This window comes from Vibrio sp. MMH1-50 (assembly GCF_022347645.1).
Classification (GTDB): domain Bacteria; phylum Pseudomonadota; class Gammaproteobacteria; order Enterobacterales; family Vibrionaceae; genus Vibrio; species Vibrio harveyi.
The window spans coordinates 125,351-148,920 of record NZ_JAKRGG010000003.1; the positions used below are offsets into that span (position 1 = coordinate 125,351).

22 protein-coding genes are annotated in these 23,570 nt (G+C 45.4%); 6 read left to right on the top strand and 16 right to left on the bottom strand.

All coding sequences use genetic code 11. The features are described from left to right. Positions 1–95 precede the first annotated feature (95 nt). Positions 96–2,444, top strand: a complete 2,349-nt coding sequence (locus MHO32_RS03915) for a PilZ domain-containing protein (RefSeq protein ID WP_239210688.1) — start codon at positions 96–98, stop codon at positions 2,442–2,444. A gap of 57 nt (positions 2,445–2,501) precedes the next feature. On the opposite strand, the gene serB is transcribed toward MHO32_RS03915, so the two are convergent. After that, the gene (gene serB, locus MHO32_RS03920) at positions 2,502–3,482 is read right to left on the bottom strand and encodes a phosphoserine phosphatase (protein ID WP_005449114.1); all 981 of its coding nucleotides are present in this window, start codon (positions 3,480–3,482) and stop codon (positions 2,502–2,504) included. Between the two features lie 91 nt (positions 3,483–3,573). Here serB and MHO32_RS03925 point away from each other — a divergent pair, with 91 nt between their 5' ends. Continuing rightward, complete coding sequence (locus MHO32_RS03925) at positions 3,574–4,179, top strand: YtjB family periplasmic protein (protein ID WP_009698713.1); 606 nt, start codon at positions 3,574–3,576, stop codon at positions 4,177–4,179. A gap of 90 nt (positions 4,180–4,269) precedes the next feature. On the opposite strand, the gene deoD is transcribed toward MHO32_RS03925, so the two are convergent. The 11 genes from deoD to MHO32_RS03980 all read right to left on the bottom strand — a co-directional run bounded on the left by deoD (position 4,270) and on the right by MHO32_RS03980 (position 15,614). Further along, positions 4,270–4,989, bottom strand: a complete 720-nt coding sequence (deoD, locus tag MHO32_RS03930) for a purine-nucleoside phosphorylase (RefSeq protein WP_239210690.1) — start codon at positions 4,987–4,989, stop codon at positions 4,270–4,272. A 146-nt stretch (positions 4,990–5,135) separates the two neighbouring features. Beyond that, on the bottom strand, positions 5,136–6,356 hold the full coding sequence (locus MHO32_RS03935; RefSeq protein ID WP_239210691.1) for a phosphopentomutase: 1,221 nt from the start codon (positions 6,354–6,356) through the stop codon (positions 5,136–5,138). Positions 6,357–6,424: 68 nt separating this feature from the next. Then, positions 6,425–7,753: a thymidine phosphorylase gene (deoA, locus tag MHO32_RS03940; RefSeq protein ID WP_005449121.1), complete on the bottom strand. Its 1,329-nt coding sequence runs from the start codon at positions 7,751–7,753 to the stop codon at positions 6,425–6,427. A gap of 98 nt (positions 7,754–7,851) precedes the next feature. Next, positions 7,852–8,628: a deoxyribose-phosphate aldolase gene (deoC, locus tag MHO32_RS03945; protein WP_239210698.1), complete on the bottom strand. Its 777-nt coding sequence runs from the start codon at positions 8,626–8,628 to the stop codon at positions 7,852–7,854. Positions 8,629–9,208: 580 nt separating this feature from the next. Then, complete coding sequence (locus tag MHO32_RS03950; protein ID WP_005449124.1) at positions 9,209–10,492, bottom strand: NupC/NupG family nucleoside CNT transporter; 1,284 nt, start codon at positions 10,490–10,492, stop codon at positions 9,209–9,211. 204 nt (positions 10,493–10,696) lie between these two features. Beyond that, positions 10,697–11,470 (bottom strand): TatD family hydrolase, encoded by a 774-nt coding sequence (locus MHO32_RS03955; protein ID WP_017817703.1) that lies wholly within the window; start codon positions 11,468–11,470, stop codon positions 10,697–10,699. Then, a complete protein-coding gene (locus tag MHO32_RS03960; protein WP_005449128.1) occupies positions 11,457–11,624 on the bottom strand; it encodes a DUF5363 family protein in 168 nt (55 codons plus the stop codon). Before MHO32_RS03960 ends, MHO32_RS03955 begins: the two co-directional genes overlap by 14 nt. 122 nt (positions 11,625–11,746) lie before the next feature. Next, entirely contained in the window at positions 11,747–13,336 is a 1,590-nt protein-coding gene (gene prfC, locus MHO32_RS03965; protein ID WP_005449129.1) for a peptide chain release factor 3, read from the bottom strand. A 132-nt stretch (positions 13,337–13,468) separates the two neighbouring features. Beyond that, a complete protein-coding gene (locus tag MHO32_RS03970; RefSeq protein WP_009698716.1) occupies positions 13,469–14,536 on the bottom strand; it encodes a GGDEF domain-containing protein in 1,068 nt (355 codons plus the stop codon). 208 nt (positions 14,537–14,744) lie between these two features. Beyond that, the gene (rimI, locus tag MHO32_RS03975) at positions 14,745–15,203 is read right to left on the bottom strand and encodes a ribosomal protein S18-alanine N-acetyltransferase (protein WP_017189163.1); all 459 of its coding nucleotides are present in this window, start codon (positions 15,201–15,203) and stop codon (positions 14,745–14,747) included. 12 nt (positions 15,204–15,215) lie between these two features. Next, complete coding sequence (locus tag MHO32_RS03980; protein ID WP_239210700.1) at positions 15,216–15,614, bottom strand: DNA polymerase III subunit psi; 399 nt, start codon at positions 15,612–15,614, stop codon at positions 15,216–15,218. Between the two features lie 63 nt (positions 15,615–15,677). On the opposite strand from MHO32_RS03980, the gene MHO32_RS03985 reads away from it, so the two are divergent. After that, entirely contained in the window at positions 15,678–16,130 is a 453-nt protein-coding gene (locus tag MHO32_RS03985; protein ID WP_005449133.1) for a hypothetical protein, read from the top strand. An 87-nt stretch (positions 16,131–16,217) separates the two neighbouring features. On the opposite strand, the gene MHO32_RS03990 is transcribed toward MHO32_RS03985, so the two are convergent. Both MHO32_RS03990 and ubiT read right to left on the bottom strand, forming a co-directional pair. Beyond that, complete coding sequence (locus MHO32_RS03990; protein WP_038898002.1) at positions 16,218–16,721, bottom strand: GNAT family N-acetyltransferase; 504 nt, start codon at positions 16,719–16,721, stop codon at positions 16,218–16,220. Continuing rightward, a complete protein-coding gene (ubiT, locus tag MHO32_RS03995) occupies positions 16,705–17,232 on the bottom strand; it encodes a ubiquinone anaerobic biosynthesis accessory factor UbiT (protein ID WP_005431915.1) in 528 nt (175 codons plus the stop codon). Before ubiT ends, MHO32_RS03990 begins: the two co-directional genes overlap by 17 nt. A 266-nt stretch (positions 17,233–17,498) precedes the next feature. Here ubiT and MHO32_RS04000 point away from each other — a divergent pair, with 266 nt between their 5' ends. The 3 genes from MHO32_RS04000 (at position 17,499) to MHO32_RS04010 (ending at position 21,600) form a co-directional block, all read left to right on the top strand. Beyond that, entirely contained in the window at positions 17,499–19,538 is a 2,040-nt protein-coding gene (locus MHO32_RS04000) for a sensor domain-containing protein (RefSeq protein WP_005449136.1), read from the top strand. Between the two features lie 149 nt (positions 19,539–19,687). Beyond that, a complete protein-coding gene (ubiU, locus tag MHO32_RS04005; RefSeq protein ID WP_005431919.1) occupies positions 19,688–20,701 on the top strand; it encodes a ubiquinone anaerobic biosynthesis protein UbiU in 1,014 nt (337 codons plus the stop codon). A 20-nt stretch (positions 20,702–20,721) separates the two neighbouring features. Further along, the gene (locus MHO32_RS04010) at positions 20,722–21,600 is read left to right on the top strand and encodes a U32 family peptidase (protein ID WP_005449138.1); all 879 of its coding nucleotides are present in this window, start codon (positions 20,722–20,724) and stop codon (positions 21,598–21,600) included. Positions 21,601–21,670: 70 nt separating this feature from the next. On the opposite strand, the gene vmrA is transcribed toward MHO32_RS04010, so the two are convergent. Next, positions 21,671–23,017, bottom strand: a complete 1,347-nt coding sequence (vmrA, locus tag MHO32_RS04015) for a sodium-coupled multidrug efflux MATE transporter VmrA (protein ID WP_009698720.1) — start codon at positions 23,015–23,017, stop codon at positions 21,671–21,673. A 57-nt stretch (positions 23,018–23,074) separates the two neighbouring features. Next, a complete protein-coding gene (locus tag MHO32_RS04020) occupies positions 23,075–23,488 on the bottom strand; it encodes a MarR family winged helix-turn-helix transcriptional regulator (protein WP_017817698.1) in 414 nt (137 codons plus the stop codon). Positions 23,489–23,570: the final 82 nt, after the last annotated feature.

Here is a 23,570-nt window from a genome sequence, read left to right on the forward strand (position 1 = left end):
ATGTCTGACCTTATTGGACATGAACTCTTGATATACTCAAGTTTTGCTTTGCTTAGCCGATATAATTCGAATAACGACATACTTTAACAGAAATAATGCAGCAATCTGAAATTCTCTCGCTCGCAGAACGACTCATCCCAGTTTATGGCTCTGATGACTTTGACTTCGTCCTTGGTCAATTGACCGAGGGGGAACCGCCATCGGCCAAAATTCTTGTAAAGATGGAACTCAACCGTGTCATGGCACCTTGCAAGAAAAGCATTGATTTGCGAGGTCGAGTGAAAGGTGAATGTCGTGAATACTTATTAGATGGCATCCCTCATTGGTTGGATGACGTCGCTTTCAACGCTTACCACAAAAACTTAAAAAAATTCGGTGCTTACACTGAAGGCATGTGGGAAGCCTTGGTCAATACACGTAACAACTTTCGTGTAATGAGTAAAAACAACGGTAAGAATGAAGAACAATCGCTGACCGACCCTAAAAGTCCATTCCTTGCCGAACCGGTTCATCTTGGTTACGACTTAAAGCGCCAAGAAAAGCGCTTAAAAGTACAGTCTCAGGTAGAAATCATTCGCTCAAAAAGCCAAGTGATCCACGGTCTGAGTATTGACCTTTCTAGCTCTGGAGCAAAATTCAAAGTCCCAAGTGCATTCAAATACAGCTTGGGCGAAGTCATTCAAGTTACCTTTACCGAGTTTGCCAGCAAATCTCAGGTTGCCGGCGTTGAAAAGCCAATCACTTATCGTGTGCTCGCAGTGGATGATTGCTACGAGAACGATGCTGTTCGTTATCTAAGAACCATTCGCTTGACCGAGACCAATATCGTTGCTCGCTTGATTGATGAAGCTCTCAACAGCGCTGCAAAACGTGCTCGTCATGATAACCAAGATAAAATCATTCGCGCTCGCACGCGTGGTTACGAACATATAGCCCTGAAGCACACCAGCAACCTCCCTCTGTTTTTTGAAGGCAGCGAACTCAAGCTCGCAATGCTGACACCAAATAACCAAAAGATGTGGCAATACTGGCATGATGAGCGTAACCAGCAAGTATTTGGTTCGTTGTTCAATCCGAAAAGGATGGCTTCGTTAATTGCGCCAGGGGTCAAAGGGGCTACCAACGTGCTCTATTCCTTTACTCATGAGCATGACAACAAAACGTACTTCTATTCAATGCTGCGCCCAGAAGCGACCAGAGAGCAGCGTCAATTGTTCTGGCACCTGGGAGCCAAACGCGCCAGTTGGCGTGCTTTCCGCATTTCGATTTTTGAACTGTCTCAACAAGAAAAAGAAGACCTTGCTGCGTTTTCTTCTGAGTTAGCCGAAAGTTCGCAAAAACTGACCCACGTAGGCATTTTGCAAGAAATTGCCGATGAGAAGTCTGGACAGGATTATTTGCTTACTGAAAAACCTCGCGTGCCTGCGAATACACTTAATGCTTTTCGCCATCCACGTAAGATCATCGGCAATCCAAAAGGTATTTACTTTGACGCCCAATCTCGTCGAAAAGAGCCCCGTTATCGCTTCAAAACCCCTTTAGTGCTTAATACCGGAAGTGCGAAAGCTGCAGGCTTTACCATGGATATCTCTAAGCGAGGCTTGGGCTTACGCTTGGATGAGCCGACGGAATTACGTTCAGGGCAAGAAGTACGCATCAACTTCCGAGAGCTACAGTTATACGATAAGAAATTGCCTCTTTCAGAAGTCCCTTATCGGATTATTCGGGTGAGTCCCGATGGTCGTAGCGTGCAACTGGTCATAGATGAAGACAGCAAAACCATGCGTGTTATTGCTTTCTTCAATAGCATTATCGAGCACAACCAAGACAAACTCATCCCACAAAAAGAGATGCTGCCAAGTAACGCATTGTTGGAAAGGCTGCACAGTGTCCTACTCTCACGTATTTTGAGTACGCCAATCTTTATTAGTAAAAGCGCAGCCTCTTCGGTGAAAACTCCCGTTATTGGTGTCAACTTCCCATTAGCGAAGCACATCGAGTTATATGCACGCCTTGGTCACAATCAGCAGTTCTCTCTCGAACCATTATTTAAGGGACGATCTAGCACTCTGATCGCCGAACCAATTAAACGTATTGATGGCGCTCAGGCGAGACATCAAGATGTTTACATCAGCGTGGCGAAAGTTGGTAGCAAAATCACTGGGCTAGAGTCGAAGCTGCAACAAGATTTTACCAGTGTCAAAGAACGTATTCAGTTCATAAAGAAAGCCCGCATGATGGGTGAGTTTTACGCAACCCGTATTTCTACCGCGCCAATCTTTGATCCGATGACTTCTTTGCTGCGCCAAGATTTGAGTGATTTAACCCAATTTGGGGTTCATCAAGCCAGTAAACTAGAAAAAGAGCTGACCGCACTAGTTGGCTACAGCGAATTTGAAGACATTACTGAAGAAGTGATCGTGCGATTAGAACTGACTGAATAACAAAACACCGCCAAACTGGCGGTGTTTTTCTATCGTGTTTCGTCGTGAAAACCCAGATTATGGTTTCGCTTTCCAACTGATTTTCTGCTGCTTAACTAAAGCGCCAGAAAGAATACACAGCACACCACCTAGACCTGCGAATCGAACGGCAGTTTGCGCTTGCTCTTCAACTTTAGGTTTAGCGTGATAAGCCACACCCAGCCCTGCAGCAGACATCATCACCAGATCATTTGCACCGTCACCGACTGCGACGGTATTGTGTTGCTCAATCTCGTACTCTTCTGCAAGCTCTACCAAAATGTCAGCTTTGGTTTGGGCAGATACAACATCGCCAAGCACTTCACCCGTCAATTTGCCATCAACAATTTCTAGTTGGTTGGATTGCGCAAAATCCAATCCCACTTTGTCTTTAATAAAGTCGGAGAAGTAAGTGAATCCACCAGAGGCAATCGCAGTCTTCCACCCCAATGCATTGAAGGTTGTAATCAACGCTTCGAAGTCTGGCATGAATGGCAGTTGGCTTCGTACCTGCTCAAGAATGGCTTCATCAGCCCCTTTCAGCTTACCAACGCGCTGACGTAAACTTTGTTCAAAGTCCAGCTCACCTTGCATGGCTCGTTCGGTGACTTCGGCGACTTCTTCGCCTACACCGGCAAGTTTAGCAATCTCGTCGATACACTCGATTTGAATCGCAGTTGAATCCATATCAAACACAACCAAACCCGGCGCAGAAAGATCCGGTACTTCGTTTAAAGAAGCGTAATCCAGATTTAAGCTTTTCAGAATGGTTTCATGCTCTGGCGTAAGGTTGCCCGCCATCAATGCCACTTCATACTGACCTACCTTCCAAGTATCTAAAATTGGGTTGTAGAAGCCGGTAAAAAAATCGATGTCTTCAAAATTGCGAGGCTCAAGGTGCTCACCAAATACAATCCAGTTAGCCTTGGCTTTATCGAGCTGAGTAGCAAAGCGAGTTTCGGGTAGTCGTTTTAAAAGAGTCGTATGCCTTCTGATAGGCAAGCTTTTTGACGCGTCCATGTATATAATCCCTTGTGACTTTGTTAAAACGTTACCTCAACAAGCTAAAAAGGCAAGTCTTTGTTTTGTTTTGAATGGACGAGTAAAGAGCATGAGTGAATCCTTATTCTCAGTAAGGAATGCCCTACGAATTCTGGCGCTGATACTGCTGTGTGTGATGCTATTTGTCACCATCAAAAACAGTGTCGTGATCAGTAAGGGCAATGAGAAGATACAAGCGCAGCAGCTTGAAACCCTGACCAAAGTTTTGATTTCACAGGCGTCGTTATCTGCCAGTGAAATGATCATAAATAAAGACCAAGAACGTCTGCTTAAACTGACGAATCAGTTAGCACAAGACCGTCTGGTATTCGATGCGACCATCTATGACGCGCAAGGTGTGCGTCTTGCATCCAGCAAAGAAGCGCTGTCTGTACGAGAGGTACTTGGATTAGATACGCCACTTGCGACAGCGTCGATTGGACGTCAGCAGCTCGTTGAACCGGTACTGGCAGATGGCGCAGTGATTGGCTTTGTACGAGTGACCTTTGAAACCGGCCGTGTAACGGCAATCTCTGATCATCACTACCGTAAAAGTGATCGTTACATGTACATGATGGTACTGATGAGCTTTGCATGTGGCATGCTGTTCATCATGATTTTACGCAGACAGCCGATCCGCCGTAAAAAAGGTGAAAACCTATTGCTAACCAAGTAATTCAAAAACCAATTTATCAAAATAAAACAGCCCGCATGATGCGGGCTGTTTTTTATGCTGATAAGCAAAAGAATAGAAGGCTGTTCGCCCTTACTCTTCATCACCTAGCAATACTGAATCAAGTGCGATTAGCATCATGTCGTTGAACGTAGTTTGACGTTCGTCAGATGTGGTTTGCTCGCCAGTTTTGATGTGGTCAGAAACAGTACAGATAGTCAGAGCTTTCGCGCCGTACTCAGCAGCAACGCCGTAGATACCAGCCGCTTCCATTTCAACACCTACGATACCGTACTTGTCCATTACGTCGAACATTTCTGGATCTGGCGTGTAGAACAGTTCTGCTGAGAACAGGTTACCTACTTTTACGTCTACACCACGAGCTTTCGCTGCTTCTTCTGCTGCGCGAACCATTTTGTAGTCAGCAATAGCGGCAAAGTCATGACCTTTAAAGCGGATGCGGTTAACTTTAGAATCAGTACAAGCGCCCATGCCAATAACAACATCACGTACTTTGATATCTTCGTTCACTGCGCCACAGCTACCTACACGAATCACTTTCTTCACACCGAAGTCTTTGATTAGCTCAGTCACGTAGATTGAACATGATGGAATACCCATACCGTGACCCATTACTGAGATCTTACGACCTTTGTAAGTGCCGGTGTAACCGAACATATTACGAACGTCACATACTTGAACTACATCTTCAAGGAAAGTATCTGCAATGTATTTAGCACGTAGCGGGTCACCCGGCATTAGAACGACGTCTGCGAATGCACCCATTTCTGCGTTGATATGTGGAGTTGCCATGTTTCTTTTCCTTAACCTGTCTCTAGCGATCCGCACTGCTACTGGCGGTTTTGGCTAGAATATTCTCATTTCCGACAAGCAACATTTTCATGCTGCCAACATAAAACTAGGAGCAATCAAGCTCCTAGTTTTCAAAACCTACATAATTATAGGAAGTTCTTACCGTAGTCCATTGGTGATGTACCGAAGTAACTTGCCAATGTTTGACCGATATCTGCAAAGCTATCACGACGACCTAGTGAGCCCGCTGGTACTTTCTTACCATAAACAATCACTGGGATGTGCTCACGAGTATGGTCAGTACCAGGCCATGTTGGATCACAACCGTGGTCTGCCGTTAGGATAAGAACATCGTCTTCTTCCATTAGCTCTAGCACTTCGTTGATACGACCATCGAAATACTCAAGTGCCGCAGCATAACCCGCTACGTCACGACGGTGACCGTACGCTGAGTCGAAGTCTACAAAGTTAGTGAATACGATAGTGTTGTCACCCGCTTCTTTGATTTGCTCTAGTGTTGCTTCGAACAATGCAGGGATACCTGTCGCTTTCACTTTCTTAGTGATGCCGCAGTTCGCGTAAATATCAGCGATCTTACCGATAGAAACCACATCACCTTGCTTCTCATCAACTAGCTTCTGAAGAACAGTTGCTGATGGTGGCTCAACAGAAAGGTCACGACGGTTACCTGTACGTTCAAATTGACCTTTACCAGGACCAATGAAAGGACGCGCAATAACACGACCGATGTTGTAATCTTCTAGCTCTTCACGTGCGATTTGGCAAAGCTCTAGTAGACGGTCTAGACCGAAAGTCTCTTCGTGACATGCGATTTGGAATACAGAGTCAGCAGACGTGTAGAAGATTGGTTTGCCAGTCTTCATGTGCTCTTCACCAAGGTCATCCAATACTTGAGTACCAGATGCGTGGCAGTTACCTAGGAAACCGTCTAAACCCGCACGCTCAAGAATGCGGTCAGTCAGTTCTTTCGGGAAGCTGTTTGCTTTGTCAGTGAAGTAACCCCAATCAAACAGAACAGGCACACCAGCGATTTCCCAGTGACCAGATGGAGTATCTTTACCTGAAGAAAGCTCTGCTGCGTGACCGTACGCACCAATGATTTCTGCATCTGCGTCTAGGCCAGGTGCGAAGCGACCTGTTGACTCTTTGTGTGCCATTGCCAAACCTAACTTAGATAGGTTTGGAAGACGAAGTGCGCCTTTACGTTGATCGTTATCTGCTAAGCCTTGCTCACACTGGTCTGCAATATGACCTAATGTGTCTGAACCTACATCACCAAATTGTTCTGCATCTGCAGCTGCGCCGATGCCGAATGAGTCTAGTACTAAAATAAATGCTCTTTTCATTGCTCGTTCCTTAGGCCCACTCGGCTTCTTATTATGGTTGAGTAGGCCTTGTGTAATTACTTATTCGATTAAAGATCTTCTGCACGGATTTGACGGTAAACCTCTGGAGTTGGTGTGTACTCACCACCTACAGTGATTGCACTGCGAAGTGCTTTAGCGGCTTCTTCCCATTGCTCTTCAGTACGAGCATGAATAACCGCAAGAGGTTTATCGCTATCTGCTACTTCACCTAGACGGATGAAGTTATCGAAACCAACTGCGTAGTCGATTTCATCTGTCGCAACGCGACGACCGCCGCCCATTGAAACAACAGCCATGCCGATAGCACGAGTGTCCATCGCAGATACAACGCCAGTTTCTGTTGCGTATACAGGTTTAATAATTTCTGCTTTTTCTAGGTAGTTATCGTAGTTTTCTACGAAGTCCGCAGGACCACCTAGACCAGCAACCATCTTACCGAAGCACTCAGCAGCTTTGCCGTTGTCTAGCGCTTCCATCAGTTTTGCACGTGCGTCTTCTGTGTTCTCAGCAAGTTTGCCAAGTACCAGCATTTCTGCACATGACGCCATTGTTACTTCAAGTAGACGTGGGTTACGGTATTCACCTGTTAGGAAGCGAACCGCTTCACGTACTTCCACTGCGTTACCCGCAGAAGACGCCAAGACTTGGTTCATGTCCGTTAGGATAGCGGTTGTCTTAGTGCCTGCACCGTTTGCTACCGCAACGATTGATTTTGCTAGCTCTTCAGACGCTTCATAAGTTGGCATGAATGCACCAGAGCCAACTTTTACGTCCATCACTAGAGATTCAAGACCAGCAGCAAGCTTCTTCGATAAAATCGACGCCGTGATTAGTGAAATGTTGTCTACAGTAGCCGTGATATCGCGAGTCGCGTAAACACGCTTATCCGCAGGAGCAAGATCACCCGTTTGACCGATGATAGCCACACCAGCATCTTTGGTCACTTGGCCGAATACATCGTTTGTTGGCGTGATGTTGTAGCCAGGGATAGACTCAAGCTTATCCAACGTACCGCCAGTATGGCCAAGACCACGACCAGAGATCATTGGTACGAAACCACCACATGCAGCCACCATTGGACCAAGCATTAGAGAAGTTACGTCACCCACACCACCGGTAGAGTGCTTATCGACAATTGGACCACCAAAGTTCATGTGGCTCCAATCGATAACCATACCTGAATCACGCATTGCACACGTTAGTGCGATACGTTCTGGCATCGTCATTTCATTGAAGAAGATTGTCATAGCAAATGCAGCGATCTGACCTTCAGATACACTGTTGTTCGCTACGCCTTGAATGAAGAAGTTGATTTCGTCGGCTGTTAGAACTTCGCCGTCACGTTTTTTACGGATAATTTCTTGTGGTAAATACATTAGTGCCTCCCAAGCTCATTTTGAGCCATGGTATAAGTAGGATAGAAGAGGTTTGGTAGCACCAAAGTTGGTGCTACCGTTCAGACGTATTGTTGGAATTAGTACGCTGTTGGATCAGCGACTTCGTCCGATACTTCTAATGTATTTAGTAGGTTTGTAAGCAGGCTAGACGCACCGAAACGGTAATGACGAGCATCAACCCAGTTATCACCTAGGATTTCGTCAGCCATTGCTAGGTATGCCGCTGCATCTTCAGCAGTACGCACACCACCTGCTGGTTTGAAACCAACAGTTTCTGCAACACCCATGTCACGAATAACTTCAAGCATCATGCGAGCGTATTCAGGCGTTGCGTTTACTGGCACTTTACCAGTTGAAGTTTTAATGAAGTCAGCACCTGCTTCAATACAGATTTGAGATGCTTTCTTGATTAGCGCTTCTTCTTTAAGTTCACCAGTTTCGATGATCACTTTAAGAAGGATGTCACCACAAGCTTCTTTACATTGCTTAACTAGCTCGAAGCCCACTTTCTCATCACCCGCCATTAGAGCGCGGTATGGGAAAACTACGTCAACTTCGTCTGCACCGTAAGCGACAGCCGCTTTTGTTTCAGCAACAGCGATTTCAATATCGTCGTTACCGTGTGGGAAGTTCGTTACTGTTGCGATACGAACTTCTGGCGAGCCTTGCTCACGAAGTGTCTTCTTAGCAATAGGAATAAAGCGAGGGTAAATACAAATTGCAGCTGTGTTGCCTACTGCAGATTTCGCGTCATGACATAGTGAGATCACTTTTGCATCAGTGTCATCATCATTTAGCGTAGTAAGGTCCATAAGTTTCAGTGCACGTAGCGCTGCTGCTTTTAAATCGCTCATTTCTATCTCCGATCAATATTCAAAAAATTCACTACTCAGCCTCACATCACTTCTCTAACTATAATCAACAAGTCGAGACAGTGTGAGAAATTGGCTAAACAGTCTATTTATGAACGGACTTGGTTCCCTGAAGACTCGGCATATACTGCGAAAAAGTCATATGCCAATTGCTATCCTTGTCACCGCACAGTACCAGTTTGGCCTATGGCACAACAATCTATGATTGCGGTGTCTTTAATATCACATCAAACAATAAAACGCTTGTTTGATTTGATATTGAGGGCAATTCATTTGCCCATCGAGTATGTAATATTCACTCTATGATTAAGTGGTTATCATAACCACGATCTCGTGATTACTACATTATAGATATTCACCGCAAAACTGTAGCACCAAATAGAGCGCAAACGGTTTGTATCTCAAAATTTTCCAGCCCCTATTCCACCGACTGCGTAAGCCACTCACGTAGACCTACGTGCGGTTAAGTTTTCAGGTCCAAAAAACGAAAAATGCCCCGCAGCAATCTCTTGCTACAGGGCATGGTTTAAAACGGCGTCTATATATTAAGAACCGATTCTAATTAAAATGCTGCAAGGCTAAGGCAGAAGCCTGCGATAGTCGCTGCCATTAGGTTAGACAACGTACCAGCAAGAACTGCTTTAATACCCATGCGAGCGATATCTGAACGACGGTTTGGTGCAAGGCTACCTAGACCACCAAGTAGAATCGCGATAGAAGAAAGGTTCGCGAAGCCACATAGTGCGAATGAGATGATAGCTGTAGTCTTCTCAGACATTACTTCACCAGTTGCCGCAACTACTTGAGCGCTGTCACCTAGGTAAGGTGTGAAGTTCAAGTAAGCAACGAATTCGTTAATAACTAGTTTCTGACCGATGAATGAACCAGCAACAACTGCTTCGTCCCAAGGAACACCGATTAGGAATGCTAGTGGAGAAAACGCGTAACCTAGGATTAGTTCTAGAGTCAGTTCAGGCATACCGAACCAACCGCCGATGCCACCTAGCATACCGTTAACAAGCGCAATCAGACCTACGAACGCGATTAGCATTGCACCAACGTTTAGTGCTAGTTGTAGACCAGAAGCCGCACCGCCCGCTGCTGCGTCGATTACGTTAGCTGGTTTGTCGTCGCCACCGTCCATTGCTTCTTCGATGTCTTCGTGAGGCTGATCAGTCTCTGGGTGAAGAATCTTAGCGAATAGTAGACCACCTGGTGCTGCCATGAATGATGCTGCTACTAGGTACTCTAGAGGTACACCCATTGAAGCGTAACCTGCTAGTACACCACCAGCTACAGATGCTAGACCACCACACATTACCGCAAATAGCTCAGATTGAGTCATTTTTGGAACGAAAGGACGAACAACAAGAGGTGCTTCAGTTTGACCTACGAAAATGTTAGCTGCTGCAGACATTGATTCCGCACGAGAAGTGCCAAGCGCTTTTTGTAGTGCACCACCAAGAATCTTGATAACCCACTGCATTACGCCAATGTAGTAAAGAACTGAAATCAGTGCTGAGAAGAAGATCAGTGTAGGAAGAACGCGGAATGCGAAGATGAAGCCGCCGCCGCCGAATACTTCGAACATCTTGTCAGAAACAAGACCACCGAATAGGAATGATGAACCGTTGTTACCGTAGTTGATAACGTTAGAAACACCAGTAGAGAAACCGTTTAGTAGATCACGGCCCCAAGGTACGTAAAGAACGAATGCACCTAGGATGAATTGGATAGCAAATGCGCCACCCACAGTTCTTAGATTGATAGCTTTACGGTTATTGGAAAATGCAAATGCGATAGCAAGAAGCACTACCATACCGACTAGGCTCATAAACAGGCTCATAGTTTATGACTTCCTTATAAGTTATTTGTTGGCGTGTTACAAAATGGAGCTATAAAGCGGGGGCAATTATACTCATGCAGAATCAATTAAAGTAATGCCACCCTCACACTTTCTTATAAGATTCATCATTGATTCACTCTCGTTTGTGAGTCAACTCACAATAAGCAGGAAAACGTTTTCGCTTTTAAACAGCTTCTTTAGATTTTATTCACATATAAAGAAAGCAGAATTGCTATTTTCCCACAGCTGAGAAGCAATCGATTGCTTGCTTTTGCTATGTAAAGAAGTCAATTCATTGAGAACATGAATAAGTTGTGAGGGATGATTCGGCTCACCCTGATAGCCAAGTATAGGCATATCTGGGGCATCCGTTTCTAAGACGAGATGTTCAAGGGGTAATCTTTGAATTGCGTCGCGAGTTTTGTTAGCTCTCGGATACGTAATGGTGCCTCCGACGCCAATCGAAAAGCCTAATCGAACCCATTCCATCGCCTGTTGGTAGCTGCCTGAGAACGCATGCAACACCCCACCTTTTGGTAAATGTGCCGCTTTAACCATCTGAATAAGTCGATTGTGCGCTTTGCGGCTGTGCAGGATCACCGGTAAATCAAACCGCTTTGCTAACTCAAATTGCAACTCAAGCGCGCGCTCTTGTCGCTCAACTGGCACTTCGATAGCGAAGTCCAAACCGCACTCTCCTATTGCAACGCATTGCCGGTTGGAAGAAGAAAGCAGTGATTCCAACTCTGGAGCAAATTGCTCAAACTCTTGTTGGAGAAAATAGGGATGAAAACCCAGTGCATAATAGAGATGAGAATATTGATTGGCGAGGTCTTGAATGCGAGTCCAATTACTTGGCCCGACAGACGGAATAAGGATGCGCTCTACTCCTTGCTCACGCGCAAGCTCAACTTGATATGCAAAGTCATCTTGGAAGACATCGAAGTCAAAGTGGCAATGAGTATCAAATAGTTTCATTACTTGGCTTCTCTTGCTCTTCTTTCTTTGTTGAAGATGGCTCATTAGCTGGGTCTTGTTTGTACGGCACGCAACTGCGCTTTTGATCGGGTGTTAGTCCCATCTCTTTGCACCAATCATCGTAGCGTTTAAGTCCTTTTTTAAACCAGTTCATTGCACACCCTTTTTTAGCTCATAGAGTTCTTTCCAAACCAAATAAAAAAACCGCCGTTAACTAAGTGTATAGCTAACGGCGGCTTATAATCTAGTACGCGATGTAAAGCGAGTTAGATTCGATTAGTGCTCACGTGTCGCACGGAAATCGATATCAGGGAAACGCTCTTGCGCTAGGTTTAGGTTAACCATGGTCGGTGCAATGTAAGTTAGGTTATCGCCACCGTCCAATGCTAGGTTCGTTTGGTTCTTACGCTGGAACTCATCCAGTTTCTTCGCATCGCCACACTCAACCCAACGAGCAGTTGCCACGTTAACGCCTTCATAGATCGCTTCAACGTTGTATTCTGACTTCAAACGAGCTACAACCACGTCAAACTGAAGTACACCAACCGCACCTACGATAAGGTCGTTGTTTTGCAATGGACGGAATACCTGTACCGCACCTTCTTCAGACAGCTGAACCAGACCTTTTAGTAGCTGCTTCTGCTTCAATGGATCTTTTAGACGAATACGACGGAACAATTCCGGAGCAAAGTTTGGAATACCAGAGAACTTCAGCGCTTCACCTTGAGTGAAAGTGTCACCAATTTGGATAGTGCCGTGGTTGTGTAGACCAATGATGTCACCCGCGTAAGCGTGCTCTGCACGAGAACGGTCACCCGCCATAAAGGTTACCGCATCTGAAATACTCACTTGCTTGCCAAGACGAACGTGGTTCATCTTCATGCCTTGCGTGTAAGTGCCCGATACGATACGCATGAAGGCAATACGGTCACGGTGTTTTGGATCCATGTTTGCTTGGATCTTAAATACGAAACCAGAGAACTTGTCTTCTGTTGCTTCAACATCACGCTCAACTGCTTGACGCGTTTTCGGTGCAGGAGCCCACTCCGTCAGACCGTCTAGCATGTGGTCAACACCAAAGTTACCCAGTGCCGTACCAAAGTAAACTGGCGTTAGTTCACCCGTTAGGAATAGCTCTAAGTCAAACTCAGGGCATGCGCCCATGACAAGTTCAAGCTCTTCACGAACGCTTTCTGCTAGGCTTTCACCTACTTTTTCGTCTAGCTCTGGATTGTCTAGACCTTTGATGATGCGAACTTCTTGGATCTCATGACCATGACCTGATTCGTACAGAATCGTTTCGTCACGGTGAATGTGGTAAACACCTTTAAACTCTTTACCACAGCCGATTGGCCATGTGATTGGCGCACACATCATGCCCAATTCGTTTTCTACTTCATCCAATACTTCCATTGGATCACGAACGTCACGGTCAAGTTTGTTCATGAAGGTTACGATTGGCGTATCACGTAGACGTGTAACTTCCATTAGTTTACGAGTACGGTCCTCAACACCTTTCGCTGCATCGATAACCATCAGACATGAGTCAACTGCCGTTAGAGTACGGTAAGTATCTTCCGAGAAGTCTTCGTGTCCAGGAGTATCAAGTAGGTTTACCAGACAATCGTTGTAAGGGAACTGCATTACAGAAGTAGTAACCGAGATACCACGTTCCTTTTCCATTTCCATCCAGTCTGATTTTGCGTGCTGTGCGTTACCACGACCTTTAACCGTACCTGCTTTTTGGATCGCGTTTCCGAATAACAGTACTTTTTCAGTAATGGTGGTTTTACCCGCATCCGGGTGAGAAATAATAGCGAACGTTCTACGCTTAGAAACTTCGCCTAGAAAAGGTGTATTTGACATGAAACTGGTCTTCTTTGATGTCTGATGACTTGCTCGAAATTCAAACAAGCTTTATTCGATTCAATATTGCGCGGTATTCTCGCTTATTATTGCTTTAGGGGCAACTTTCCTCGTGAGTTTGTCCTCGCGAGTTTATAGATAACTACGTTGTTGAGCTTCGTCCTGCCAGTCGAGCAATTCGACTTCAGCAGCAATGGTAGAAGCCACTACAATTTGGTCCCGCCCATTTTGCTTTGCATCGTACAAAGCAATGTCAGCACGCTTTAGCCAAAGATCTGGTGTGTCATCATCAAGCAAGCACTCAGAAATGCCCACACTCAAAGACACTTTTGCATGACGAGGATAATGTTTGGCGCGCACCTTATCGCTGATGCTACTCATCATAAATTGCGCGGTTTGATCGGAAAGTCCTTCAAACAAGATCAAGAACTCATCTCCCCCCAATCGAAACAGCAAATCGTACTCTCTTGAATAGTCATTGAGCGTTGTAACGATCTGACTGATCACCTCATCCCCAACATCATGACCGTACAAATCATTTACCTGTTTAAAATGGTCAATATCAATGACTGCTATTGAAGAGGTGGTACCGCTTCTTTTTTCATCTAAGGCTCGTAGAAGAAAAGCTTCTAACTGCCCTCGATTAAGAGCACCTGTCATCGAGTCTCTAGTAGAAAGAAACTTCAACCTATCCTGCAACTCAACAATTTTATGCACTGCCACATGCGCAACTATGGCGCAGCAAATTACCGCAACAACAAAACGTAAAGTGATGCTCCATTCAAGTTGATACCAAGCAGAGAATGTACAGCCAGCTATGATCCACCCATTGGTAACCAACGCATCTTTACTCGGGATGATAAATACCAAAGCCACAATGACCGGAAATACCCAATACGTCGCGATGATGCCAAAGATATGCACACTTAAAACCACTGATAACCAAAGCAAAAACAGTGGAATACGATATCCAATTTTACTTTCACCAAGGATAAACAATGCAGCAAACTCAATAATGAAACTCAGTTGGAAAGCCAGTAAAACACACCCAAGGAATGTCTCCCCAATCAGGAGATTTTTAATACCAAGTGGCACAAATGTCGCCAAGGTCACCAACATTAAGACTGTTAGAACAGTTCCCCTACTCTGCTCATCAAACAACTGAGCAACAGGAGTATCGAATTTTTGCGGATACGGCATCGTAAATTCTTCCTCCCGACAAGATCTTGTTTCATATAATTTATAAACTTATAACCTACATGGTAATAAAGCGAACAAAAATAAGCTTGGCAAATCGGTCAAAAGGATGAAGTAAAATGCCAGAAAGTAAAAAGCCTCGGGAATTCCGAGGCTTATTAATGTGACGATGAACTTAAGGTGTGTGCAATTTATTTGCTATCCACAGACCTTACTCATTAAAAAACAGGTAGCTCATGATGATGGCATCTTCTTTCCCATTACCCGTTTTAGCTGGGTAATAGTTATAACGACGATCCACTTCATTAAAACCCGCTTGCTCATAAATATGGATTGCCGGGTGGTTGCTTTCACGTACCTCCAACCAAGCGCTTTCTGCTTTGGCTTGCTCGCAGTATTCGATAAACGCATCTAGTAATTTTTGCCCAAGCCCTTTGCCTTGATGAGATGGCGCTACGGCAATATTCAATAACGTCACTTCCCCAACAATATTCTGCCCATAGAAGTAACCCACCACCTGAGTACCTTCCAGCATCACATGATGACAAGCACCGCGACTGGATAAATCACGAACCAAAGATTCTGCCCAAGGGTGAGAATGCGCTTGCTGTTCGATTTGCCAAACTTGGTCAAGGTGCTCCGCACCCATCGGCGTAATTTCAATTGTCACGCGTTAGCTCCGTTAAGAGTACGAACAGATTTGTTGCCACAATGCACGGCGTTGTTCGTTGTTGCCATCAATATCTTGTAATAGCGGTGAAGTCAGTTGCTTGGCATTGATGCTGGCATCTGCCTCACAGCCTGCGAACCACACCCACTCTAGTTGATGCTCACCCAGCATGGATAAGCGTTCAGGCTCTAGGTGCAGTGCGTCGTCAAGCGTGAGCTTAATGCTTTTTAAAACACGCTCAAACATCAAAGCTGTCTCGTTTTCTGGACACATTGGCGATACCAATAGGAGTTTACAAGAACTTTGCAAATCCAATAATGGCGATTGATAGCCTTCCAGCCTGTCTGGGTGACTCAGCTCCCAAGTGCTGATCCCCATTTCATGTAAATATTGTTTCTCGTTAATTGACATCTTTTGTCACCTATTTGAACGAGGCAATCCTATCAAAATTTCGCATTTAAAGTCAGAGGTGTTATGAAGCTTTTCCAATCAATCGCTATTACGTTACTTATCGCCACCACCAGCTTTACCGCATTCGCTAAGGATAGCAACGATGGTTGGGAGCTGATCGCAGAGAAAACCGTGAACTTCCAAACAGAAACCGACACAGTAGAGCCAAACGGTCTGTTTCAAAACCGTAAATTCAGCAAGATCAAAATTAAGTGCACTCAAGGCACCATGAGTATTAAGAACATGAAAGTGACCATGACCGATGGCAGCGAGAAAAAACTCAAAACCATGGTTGGCACTCTGACCAAAGGCATGTCGACACGCGCTTGGACACTGCCGGGTTCTGAAGATGCGAAATTCAAACGTTTAGAGATGGAATACAAAAGCTGGGGTAACATGACATTGAATGCTGCTGGCATGAGTAAAAAGGCAAAAATCGAAGTTTGGGGTAAAAAACGCGTCCAAGAACAGGATTAATCCACCTTTCCTCTTTTGCCAGTCAAAAAATCGGCTCAAAAACAAAGCCCGCTTTTTTCAGCGGGCTTTGTCATTCAATATTGGCGATTATAGCTCAGAAAACTCTGGCGAATAATCGATACGACCAGAGCGTCCGTCACACTGACCTTCGACCAATTCTGCTACACGGAACGCACCTTGCGGTACTTCCCACGCACAGTCGAAGCCCATCTCTTCGCTGGCTGTAAAGCCTTGGCGCGCATAGTAATCCGGCTCACCCAATACCACACACACTGGGTAACCAAAATCACGCAGTGAATCAAAGCCTTCTTTGATTAACTCAGCGGCAATGCCTTGGCGGCGGTAATCTTCATGTACAGCCAAAGGCGCAAGACCTTGCCATGACAAATCTTCACCATTCAACGTCACAGGGCTAAACAACGCGTGACCAACCACTTCACCTTCATCGGTACATGCCACCAAAGACAGAGTGAGCTTACCGTTTTCACGTAAACGCATCACTAGGTTGGCTTCCGCATCCGTTGGGAAAGCGTGTTTTAATAAGCGGTCAATGGTGAGAATGTCCGCAGGGGCTTCAGTTCGAATAAGCATTCGCTACTCCGGTTTCTTGTGCAGGTGCTTGAACCCCTTTCTGAACAAAGTCAGCCAATTGGTTCAGTGCTACTTGCATCGCTTTTGGTAACTGCTCTAAGTCGACACTGTCCATCAGGTTTTTCACTTCTAAGCCAAGCTCAGTGTCGCCCTCGATAGAAAGACGACGTTGGAAGAACAGCGTATCAGGGTCTTCTTTGCGACCAGCAATAAGTACTAGGTCGTTAAGGTTACCACTAAAGCTTACATCTTCCTGAACCGGTTTCTCTGCTACCACTAATTTTTCATCTTGGTAGCTGATGTACCATGCTAAGTTCAAGTCTTTAATCGCAACTTTTAACCACTTGTCTTCAAGGAACTCAAAATCGCCATCTTCTAGGGCTTCTTTGAACACCATTTTCAAACCTTCCAATAAGGCTTTTTTCTGAACAGTTTGTGGCAATAACTGGACTGGAGATCGCAAAATTGATGCTGCGTTCTTTACTAGTTGACTGCGAATCTTGTTTAACACGCTAATTATCCGTTACTTTGTCATAAGGTTGTCTATCTTACGCAATAGAGTAATACCAGTACCTGTTATGTATCAATAAATCTGTTTGTTTTAGAAATAGGCAGTTTTACTCACCCAAGCGTCGTTTTTTTGACCTTACGTGTATTATTGACGCGAAGACGTGGATAAACGCTTTAATAACGGTATGTTCAAAGTTATAGTTATCAAAATAGCGTTTTTATTACACGGACGAATAATCAGGCTCATTGGAGATCGGTAACACCTTAATGCCTTCCCAGCAATTACAACATTGGTTTGCAACGCTTACCTCAAATAGCCCATTCTTTTTTGCCATTCTTGATAAGAAACACAATTATCGAATGGTAAGTGATCGCTATTGTGACATTGCAGGCTTAGGACACGACGACATCGTTGGTCTGAACGACAGCCAAGTACTGGGAGAGCAGTTCTATAAGAAGCTCGCGCCCTACTACCAACGCGCGTTCAAAGGCGATCATGTTGAAGCGGAAATCACGCTTGACGAAACGGACCTTGAAACCAGCCTTCACTTTAGCCTTTCTCCAGTTCATGAAGAAAATGAAATCCGCTTCGTGGTCTTCCACGCCATCGATACGTCTGAGAAACAAATTCTGGTTCGTTCTTTAGAAGAGTCAGAAAGTAAGTTCGCCAAATTAACCCAATTACTGCCTGACGGGTTGTTATTGGTAGAAGATGACATCATCATCTCTGCCAACCCAGCCTCCGCACGTTTACTCGGGTTGAACTCGCCTCATGAGCTACTTGGTGAAGAGCTGACTCGCTTGTTTATCGATGAAAACAGCAAAAAAGTCTTCACCCATCGCATCAGCACATTACTTTCTGAAAAACCTTTTGTGTGTCTGACCAGCGCCCGCTGTGGCTTCGAACGGAAAGTTCAGTTGCATGCTGATACCACGGCAATTCTTGGGAGTGAATCTCAAATCATTTTGATCCAAGATGCCGATGACGCGCCCAAGCTGCTCTCTTCTAATTCCAATGAAGATGCACACATCGATTCACTGACCAAGCTGTATAACCGCTTTGGCTTTACGAAACGATTAGAGCAACTTATAAAGAGCCAGACACCGTTGCTGGTTTTCTACCTCGACATCGATAACTTTAAGAACATTAACGACTCACTTGGTCACCACATCGGTGACAAAGTGATTCAAGAAGTCTCCGCCCGCTTAAAACGATCTTTACCTAATCAAGCCATCATTGGGCACTTGGGCGGCGATGAGTTTGGCATCATTCTGCCTGAGCCAGAAAACACTCGCATGGCGGAGATTCTCTCTGAGCGCATTATTTCTCTGATTAACCAACCTTTCGATCTCCATCACTTCAGTAAACGCCTTGCATGCTCTATCGGTAGTGTGCGTTACCCAGAAGATGGGCAAGATGCACGCATTCTGCTGCAAAATGCTGACACAGCAATGTATGAAGCGAAAGATCGCGGTCGGAACCGTCTGATTAAATTCAACGATCAGATGAACAAAGAAGCGCGCATGCGTTTATGGCTAGAAATTGAACTGCAGAAAGCCTTGCAGCAAAACGGGTTGGAAGTCTGGTACCAGCCGAAGGTTAACGCGCGTGACTTCAGCATTAACGGCGCCGAAGCGCTTGTACGTTGGAAGCACCCAGTCGAAGGCTACATCAGCCCGGGCGCATTTATCCCTGTCGCCGAGCGTGCAGGCTTAATTGAACACCTTGGTCGCGTGGTCATGCGCGATGTGTTTAACACAGTAAAACGTTGGAAACTGCAAGGCATTCTACCGGGACGCGTGGCGATCAACCTTTCTCCAGAGCAGTTCGGTAACCCACAACTGATCGACTATATGGAGAAGTTACTGCGCACTACTGAACTTGACCCAAGCTGCATTACCTTTGAGCTCACCGAAAGTGCGGTAATGAGCGATAGCGAACACACTTTGCAAATGCTTAATGCGATCAAGAAGCTTGGTTTTGCGCTGTCTATCGATGATTTCGGTACTGGTTACTCTTCCCTTTCCTACTTAGCACGCTTCCCTATCGATGAATTAAAAATCGACCGTGCGTTTATCAACGACATCGATACACTACCGAAACAGGTGACGGTGATTGAGAACATCATCAATCTTGGTAAATCATTAGATTTGACCGTTGTTGCCGAAGGTGTAGAAACCCACCAGCAAGCAACACTGCTATCGAACCTGCAATGTAACTCGATTCAGGGCTTCCATTTCTACCGTCCTCAACCTAAACACGAAGTAGAAGAGTTGTTTGCGCAAAACCGCCGTCATAAGAACTGATCTCAACTGCAACAAAATCTGAGTGTTACCCCTTACTCTCAAGGGGTAAATCTCAACTTTATTGAGCTAAACCTAACTTAGGTCAATTTCGCTATTCATAATTCTTCATAAAATGCGGGCACCTTTTTATTCTCTATGATTGTGAGCATATGGAACTCTTGTGTCCTGCGGGTAACCTGCCTGCGTTAAAAACTGCGATTGATTGCGGTGCAGATGCCGTATACATCGGCTTTAAAGACGATACCAACGCTCGTCACTTTGCTGGTCTGAACTTCAACGGCAAGAAGCTAGAAAAAGCGGTGCAATACGTTCATGACCGCAACAAAAAGATCCACGTTGCACTCAACACCTTTGCCCATCCAAATGGTTTCGAACGTTGGACAAACGCTGTCGACAATGCAGCAGCACTGGGTGTCGATGCACTGATCGTGGCTGACATTGCGGTACTTGAGTACGCTGCTCGCAAATACCCAGAGCTCGAGCTGCACCTTTCTGTGCAAGCTTCAGCAACCAACGTTGCAGCCGTTGATTTCTACAAACAAAACTTCAACGTAAAACGCGTAGTACTGCCTCGCGTACTGTCTATCCATCAGGTAAAACAGCTTTCTCGCAATATCACCAGTGATGTCGAGCTAGAAGTCTTTGCTTTTGGTAGCCTGTGTATTATGTCAGAAGGTCGTTGCTACCTATCGTCATACATGACAGGTGAATCACCAAACACCGTTGGTGCATGTTCTCCAGCAAAATACGTCCGCTGGCAAGAGACTGAGAATGGTCTGGAGTCTCGTCTTAACGACATTCTGATCGATCGCTACAGCGCAGGTGAAAACGCGGGCTACCCAACCTTATGTAAAGGTCGTTTTGAAGCTGAAATTGAAGGCGAGAAAAAACGTTATCACGCACTGGAAGAACCAACCAGTTTGAACACCCTGTCGATGCTGCCAGAGCTATTTGCCGCTAATGTCGCTTCAGTAAAAATTGAAGGTCGCCAACGGAGTCCTGCGTACGTAGAACAAGTAACGCGCACGTGGCGTGCAGCGATTGATCGCTACCAAGCAAACCCAGAAGCTTACCAAGTAGAAGCTGCTTGGGATGCAGCGTTGGCAAACGTGTCTGAAGGCACGCAAACCACCCTTGGTGCTTACCACCGTAAATGGCAGTAGAGGTTAAGATGGATAACTCAATGAAATACGCGCTTGGTCCACTGTTGTACTTCTGGCCAAAGCAAGATGTTGAAGCGTTTTATGAACAAGCAAAATCAAGCTCTGCGGACATCATCTACCTTGGTGAAACCGTATGTTCGAAACGTCGTGAAATGAAGCCTGCACATTGGTTCGATATCGCGAAAGAACTCTCTGCATCTGGCAAACAAGTCGTGCTATCAACGATGGCACTATTAGAAGCGCCAAGTGAAGTGAACATCATGAAGAAGTACATCGACAACGGTGACTTCGCGATTGAAGCCAATGACGTGTCCGCGGTTCAACTGGCTTCTGAGCATAAAGTGCCTTTCGTCGTTGGTCCTGCGGTTAATACTTACAACGCTCACACGCTTAACTTGTTTCTAAAACAAGGCATGATCCGCTGGTGCATGCCAGTAGAACTATCACGCGAATGGCTCAGCAACACTCTGGTTCAATGTGATGAACTTGGTATTCGTAATAAGTTTGAAGTAGAAGTCTTCAGCCATGGTTATCTGCCTCTGGCTTACTCGGCGCGCTGCTTTACAGCTCGTGCAGAAAACAAAGCCAAAGATGACTGCGAAACCTGCTGTATTAAGTACCCAACGGGCATTAAAGTAAGCAGCCAAGAGGGTCAGGAAGTATTTAACCTAAACGGTATCCAAACTCAGTCTGGTTACTGCTACAACCTGATCAACGATCTGCCAAGCATGGAAGGTCTGGTTGACGTGGTACGTTTGAGCCCACTTGGTCTTAGCACCTTCTCTGAACTGGATCAGTTCCGTTCCAATGAGAAAGGTACTAACCCAGGCAAGATCCAAGACCGCCAATGTAACGGTTATTGGCATCAGCTTGCGGGTCTGGAAGTGAAGAACATCTAACTCTTTCTCACGGGCTTCAAAGCAATAAAAAAGCGAGGTTATAACCTCGCTTTTTTATTTTTATTCGTCGTTAAGACGCTTGAATACTTGGCTCTACAGAGCTCTCGTTCATTAGCTTCTTAATATCGCGCCACAGCATTGTCATCACCACTAAGCTCAAAGCTATGTTAGATAATGGGAACGCAATCCAGATACCAGTAACACCGAATAGCTTTGGCATAATGAATAAGAACGGCAATTGAATCACCATATTACCAATGGTCACGAACATCGCTTTGCTGCCTTTGTTCACCGATTGGTAGTACGCTGCGGCAACCACCAAGAAGCCATCTAAGAACAGCGCAAACATATGGAGACGAATCCCCACCACCGTCGCATCAATAAGATGTTGGTCGGCGTTGTTAAACACGGACACAAACTCGTATGGGAAAATGTTCATCAGAATAACAAACGCAACCCCACCTAGCACCGAAGTCCCCATTGCAACCTTCAACAGCTTACGAATATTGTCTTGATTACGCGCACCATGGTTGTAGCTCACTAGAGGTTGCATACCATTGGCAATGCCTTCCGCAATCAAATAGTAAACCGTCACTATGTAGCCCAAGATAGCGTAAGCGCCAATAAGCAATGCACTGCCGTATTGGGCAAATAGCGCATTGTGCAGTGCCACCATCATTGAGCCATAGGCATACATAAAGAAGCTCGATGTGCCGATCATGACAATCTTAGGGATGACATCAAACTGCATTTTCAGATCGCCAGTCGACAGGCGCATCTTCGCTCTTGCAGTAAAGAAGTAACCAACACCAAGAATCGTCACCACCATCTGCGCTAACGCAGTTGCGATTGCCGCTCCTTTAAGCTCCCAGCCAAGCCAAGCGATAAAGATATAATCGAGCACGATATTGATGACAGCACCAATCACCATCAAAATGGTGGCTAAATTCGGGCTATCGTCATTGCGCAACAAGAACGGCACCGCAATTGACCCAAGCGAGAACACACACGCGACGCTTAAGATGTGCAGATACTGCAAACCAAGCTCATAAACACGACCTTCCGCACCTTGCCAGCGAATAAAATCATCGGCGAAGAAGAACAATGTTGTTGCAACAACTGGCATCAAAGCAACTAAAAGCAATAAACCAGTAGAAAGGATGCGTTTCGCGCCCTCACGGTCTTTTTCCCCCTGCTTGATAGAGGCTAGAGCGCCCGTACCCACGCCCACCATCATACCGATACCGAGTATCGAGCCAATGATCGGCCACGCAACGTTGATCCCCGCTAATCCATCAGCACCTACATAACGACCAATAAAGATACCATCAACGACTTGGTATAAACCGTTGACCAGCATGGCTGCGACGGTCGGAATTGTGTATTTCCAAAACTGTTTATAAATAGAGTTTTGCATGACTACCACCAATAGTTAGCAAGGCTAACTAAATAGATAAAAGAATAAAAAATAGGTTTAGTTTCCGAGCGCTTTATCTAATAGCGCTTTCAATTGCTGTGCTTCTTTCGCATCCAACTTACACATAAGCTGCTGTGAAATGTCTTTATATACCACCTGTTCCAATGACATTTCTTCGATCACTTCTTCTGTTAGCAGCACGCGCTTAGAACGAGCATCTTCATTACAAGCAATACGCTTCACCAAGCCCTTTCTCTCCAAACGAACCACCATGTTTGAAGCCGAAGGCTTGGTAACTTGAAGCTCTTCCGCCAAGTCAGTAATGCGTATACCTTCTGGGTGAAGCTGGATCACTCGCAAGTAATCAAACTCATTAAAGCTCAGGTGCGAAAGCGGATCTTCTTTGGCATACACTCGCCACGCCTTTGCACAAAAGCGTTCTAAATCGATCAGGCTCTTTTCTAATGCCATTACGTTTCGCCCATTTAGTTAGCAAGGCTAACTATTTTAGAGAAGCTCACCAAATTCTTCAAGCACAAAAAAGCCGCTCTAG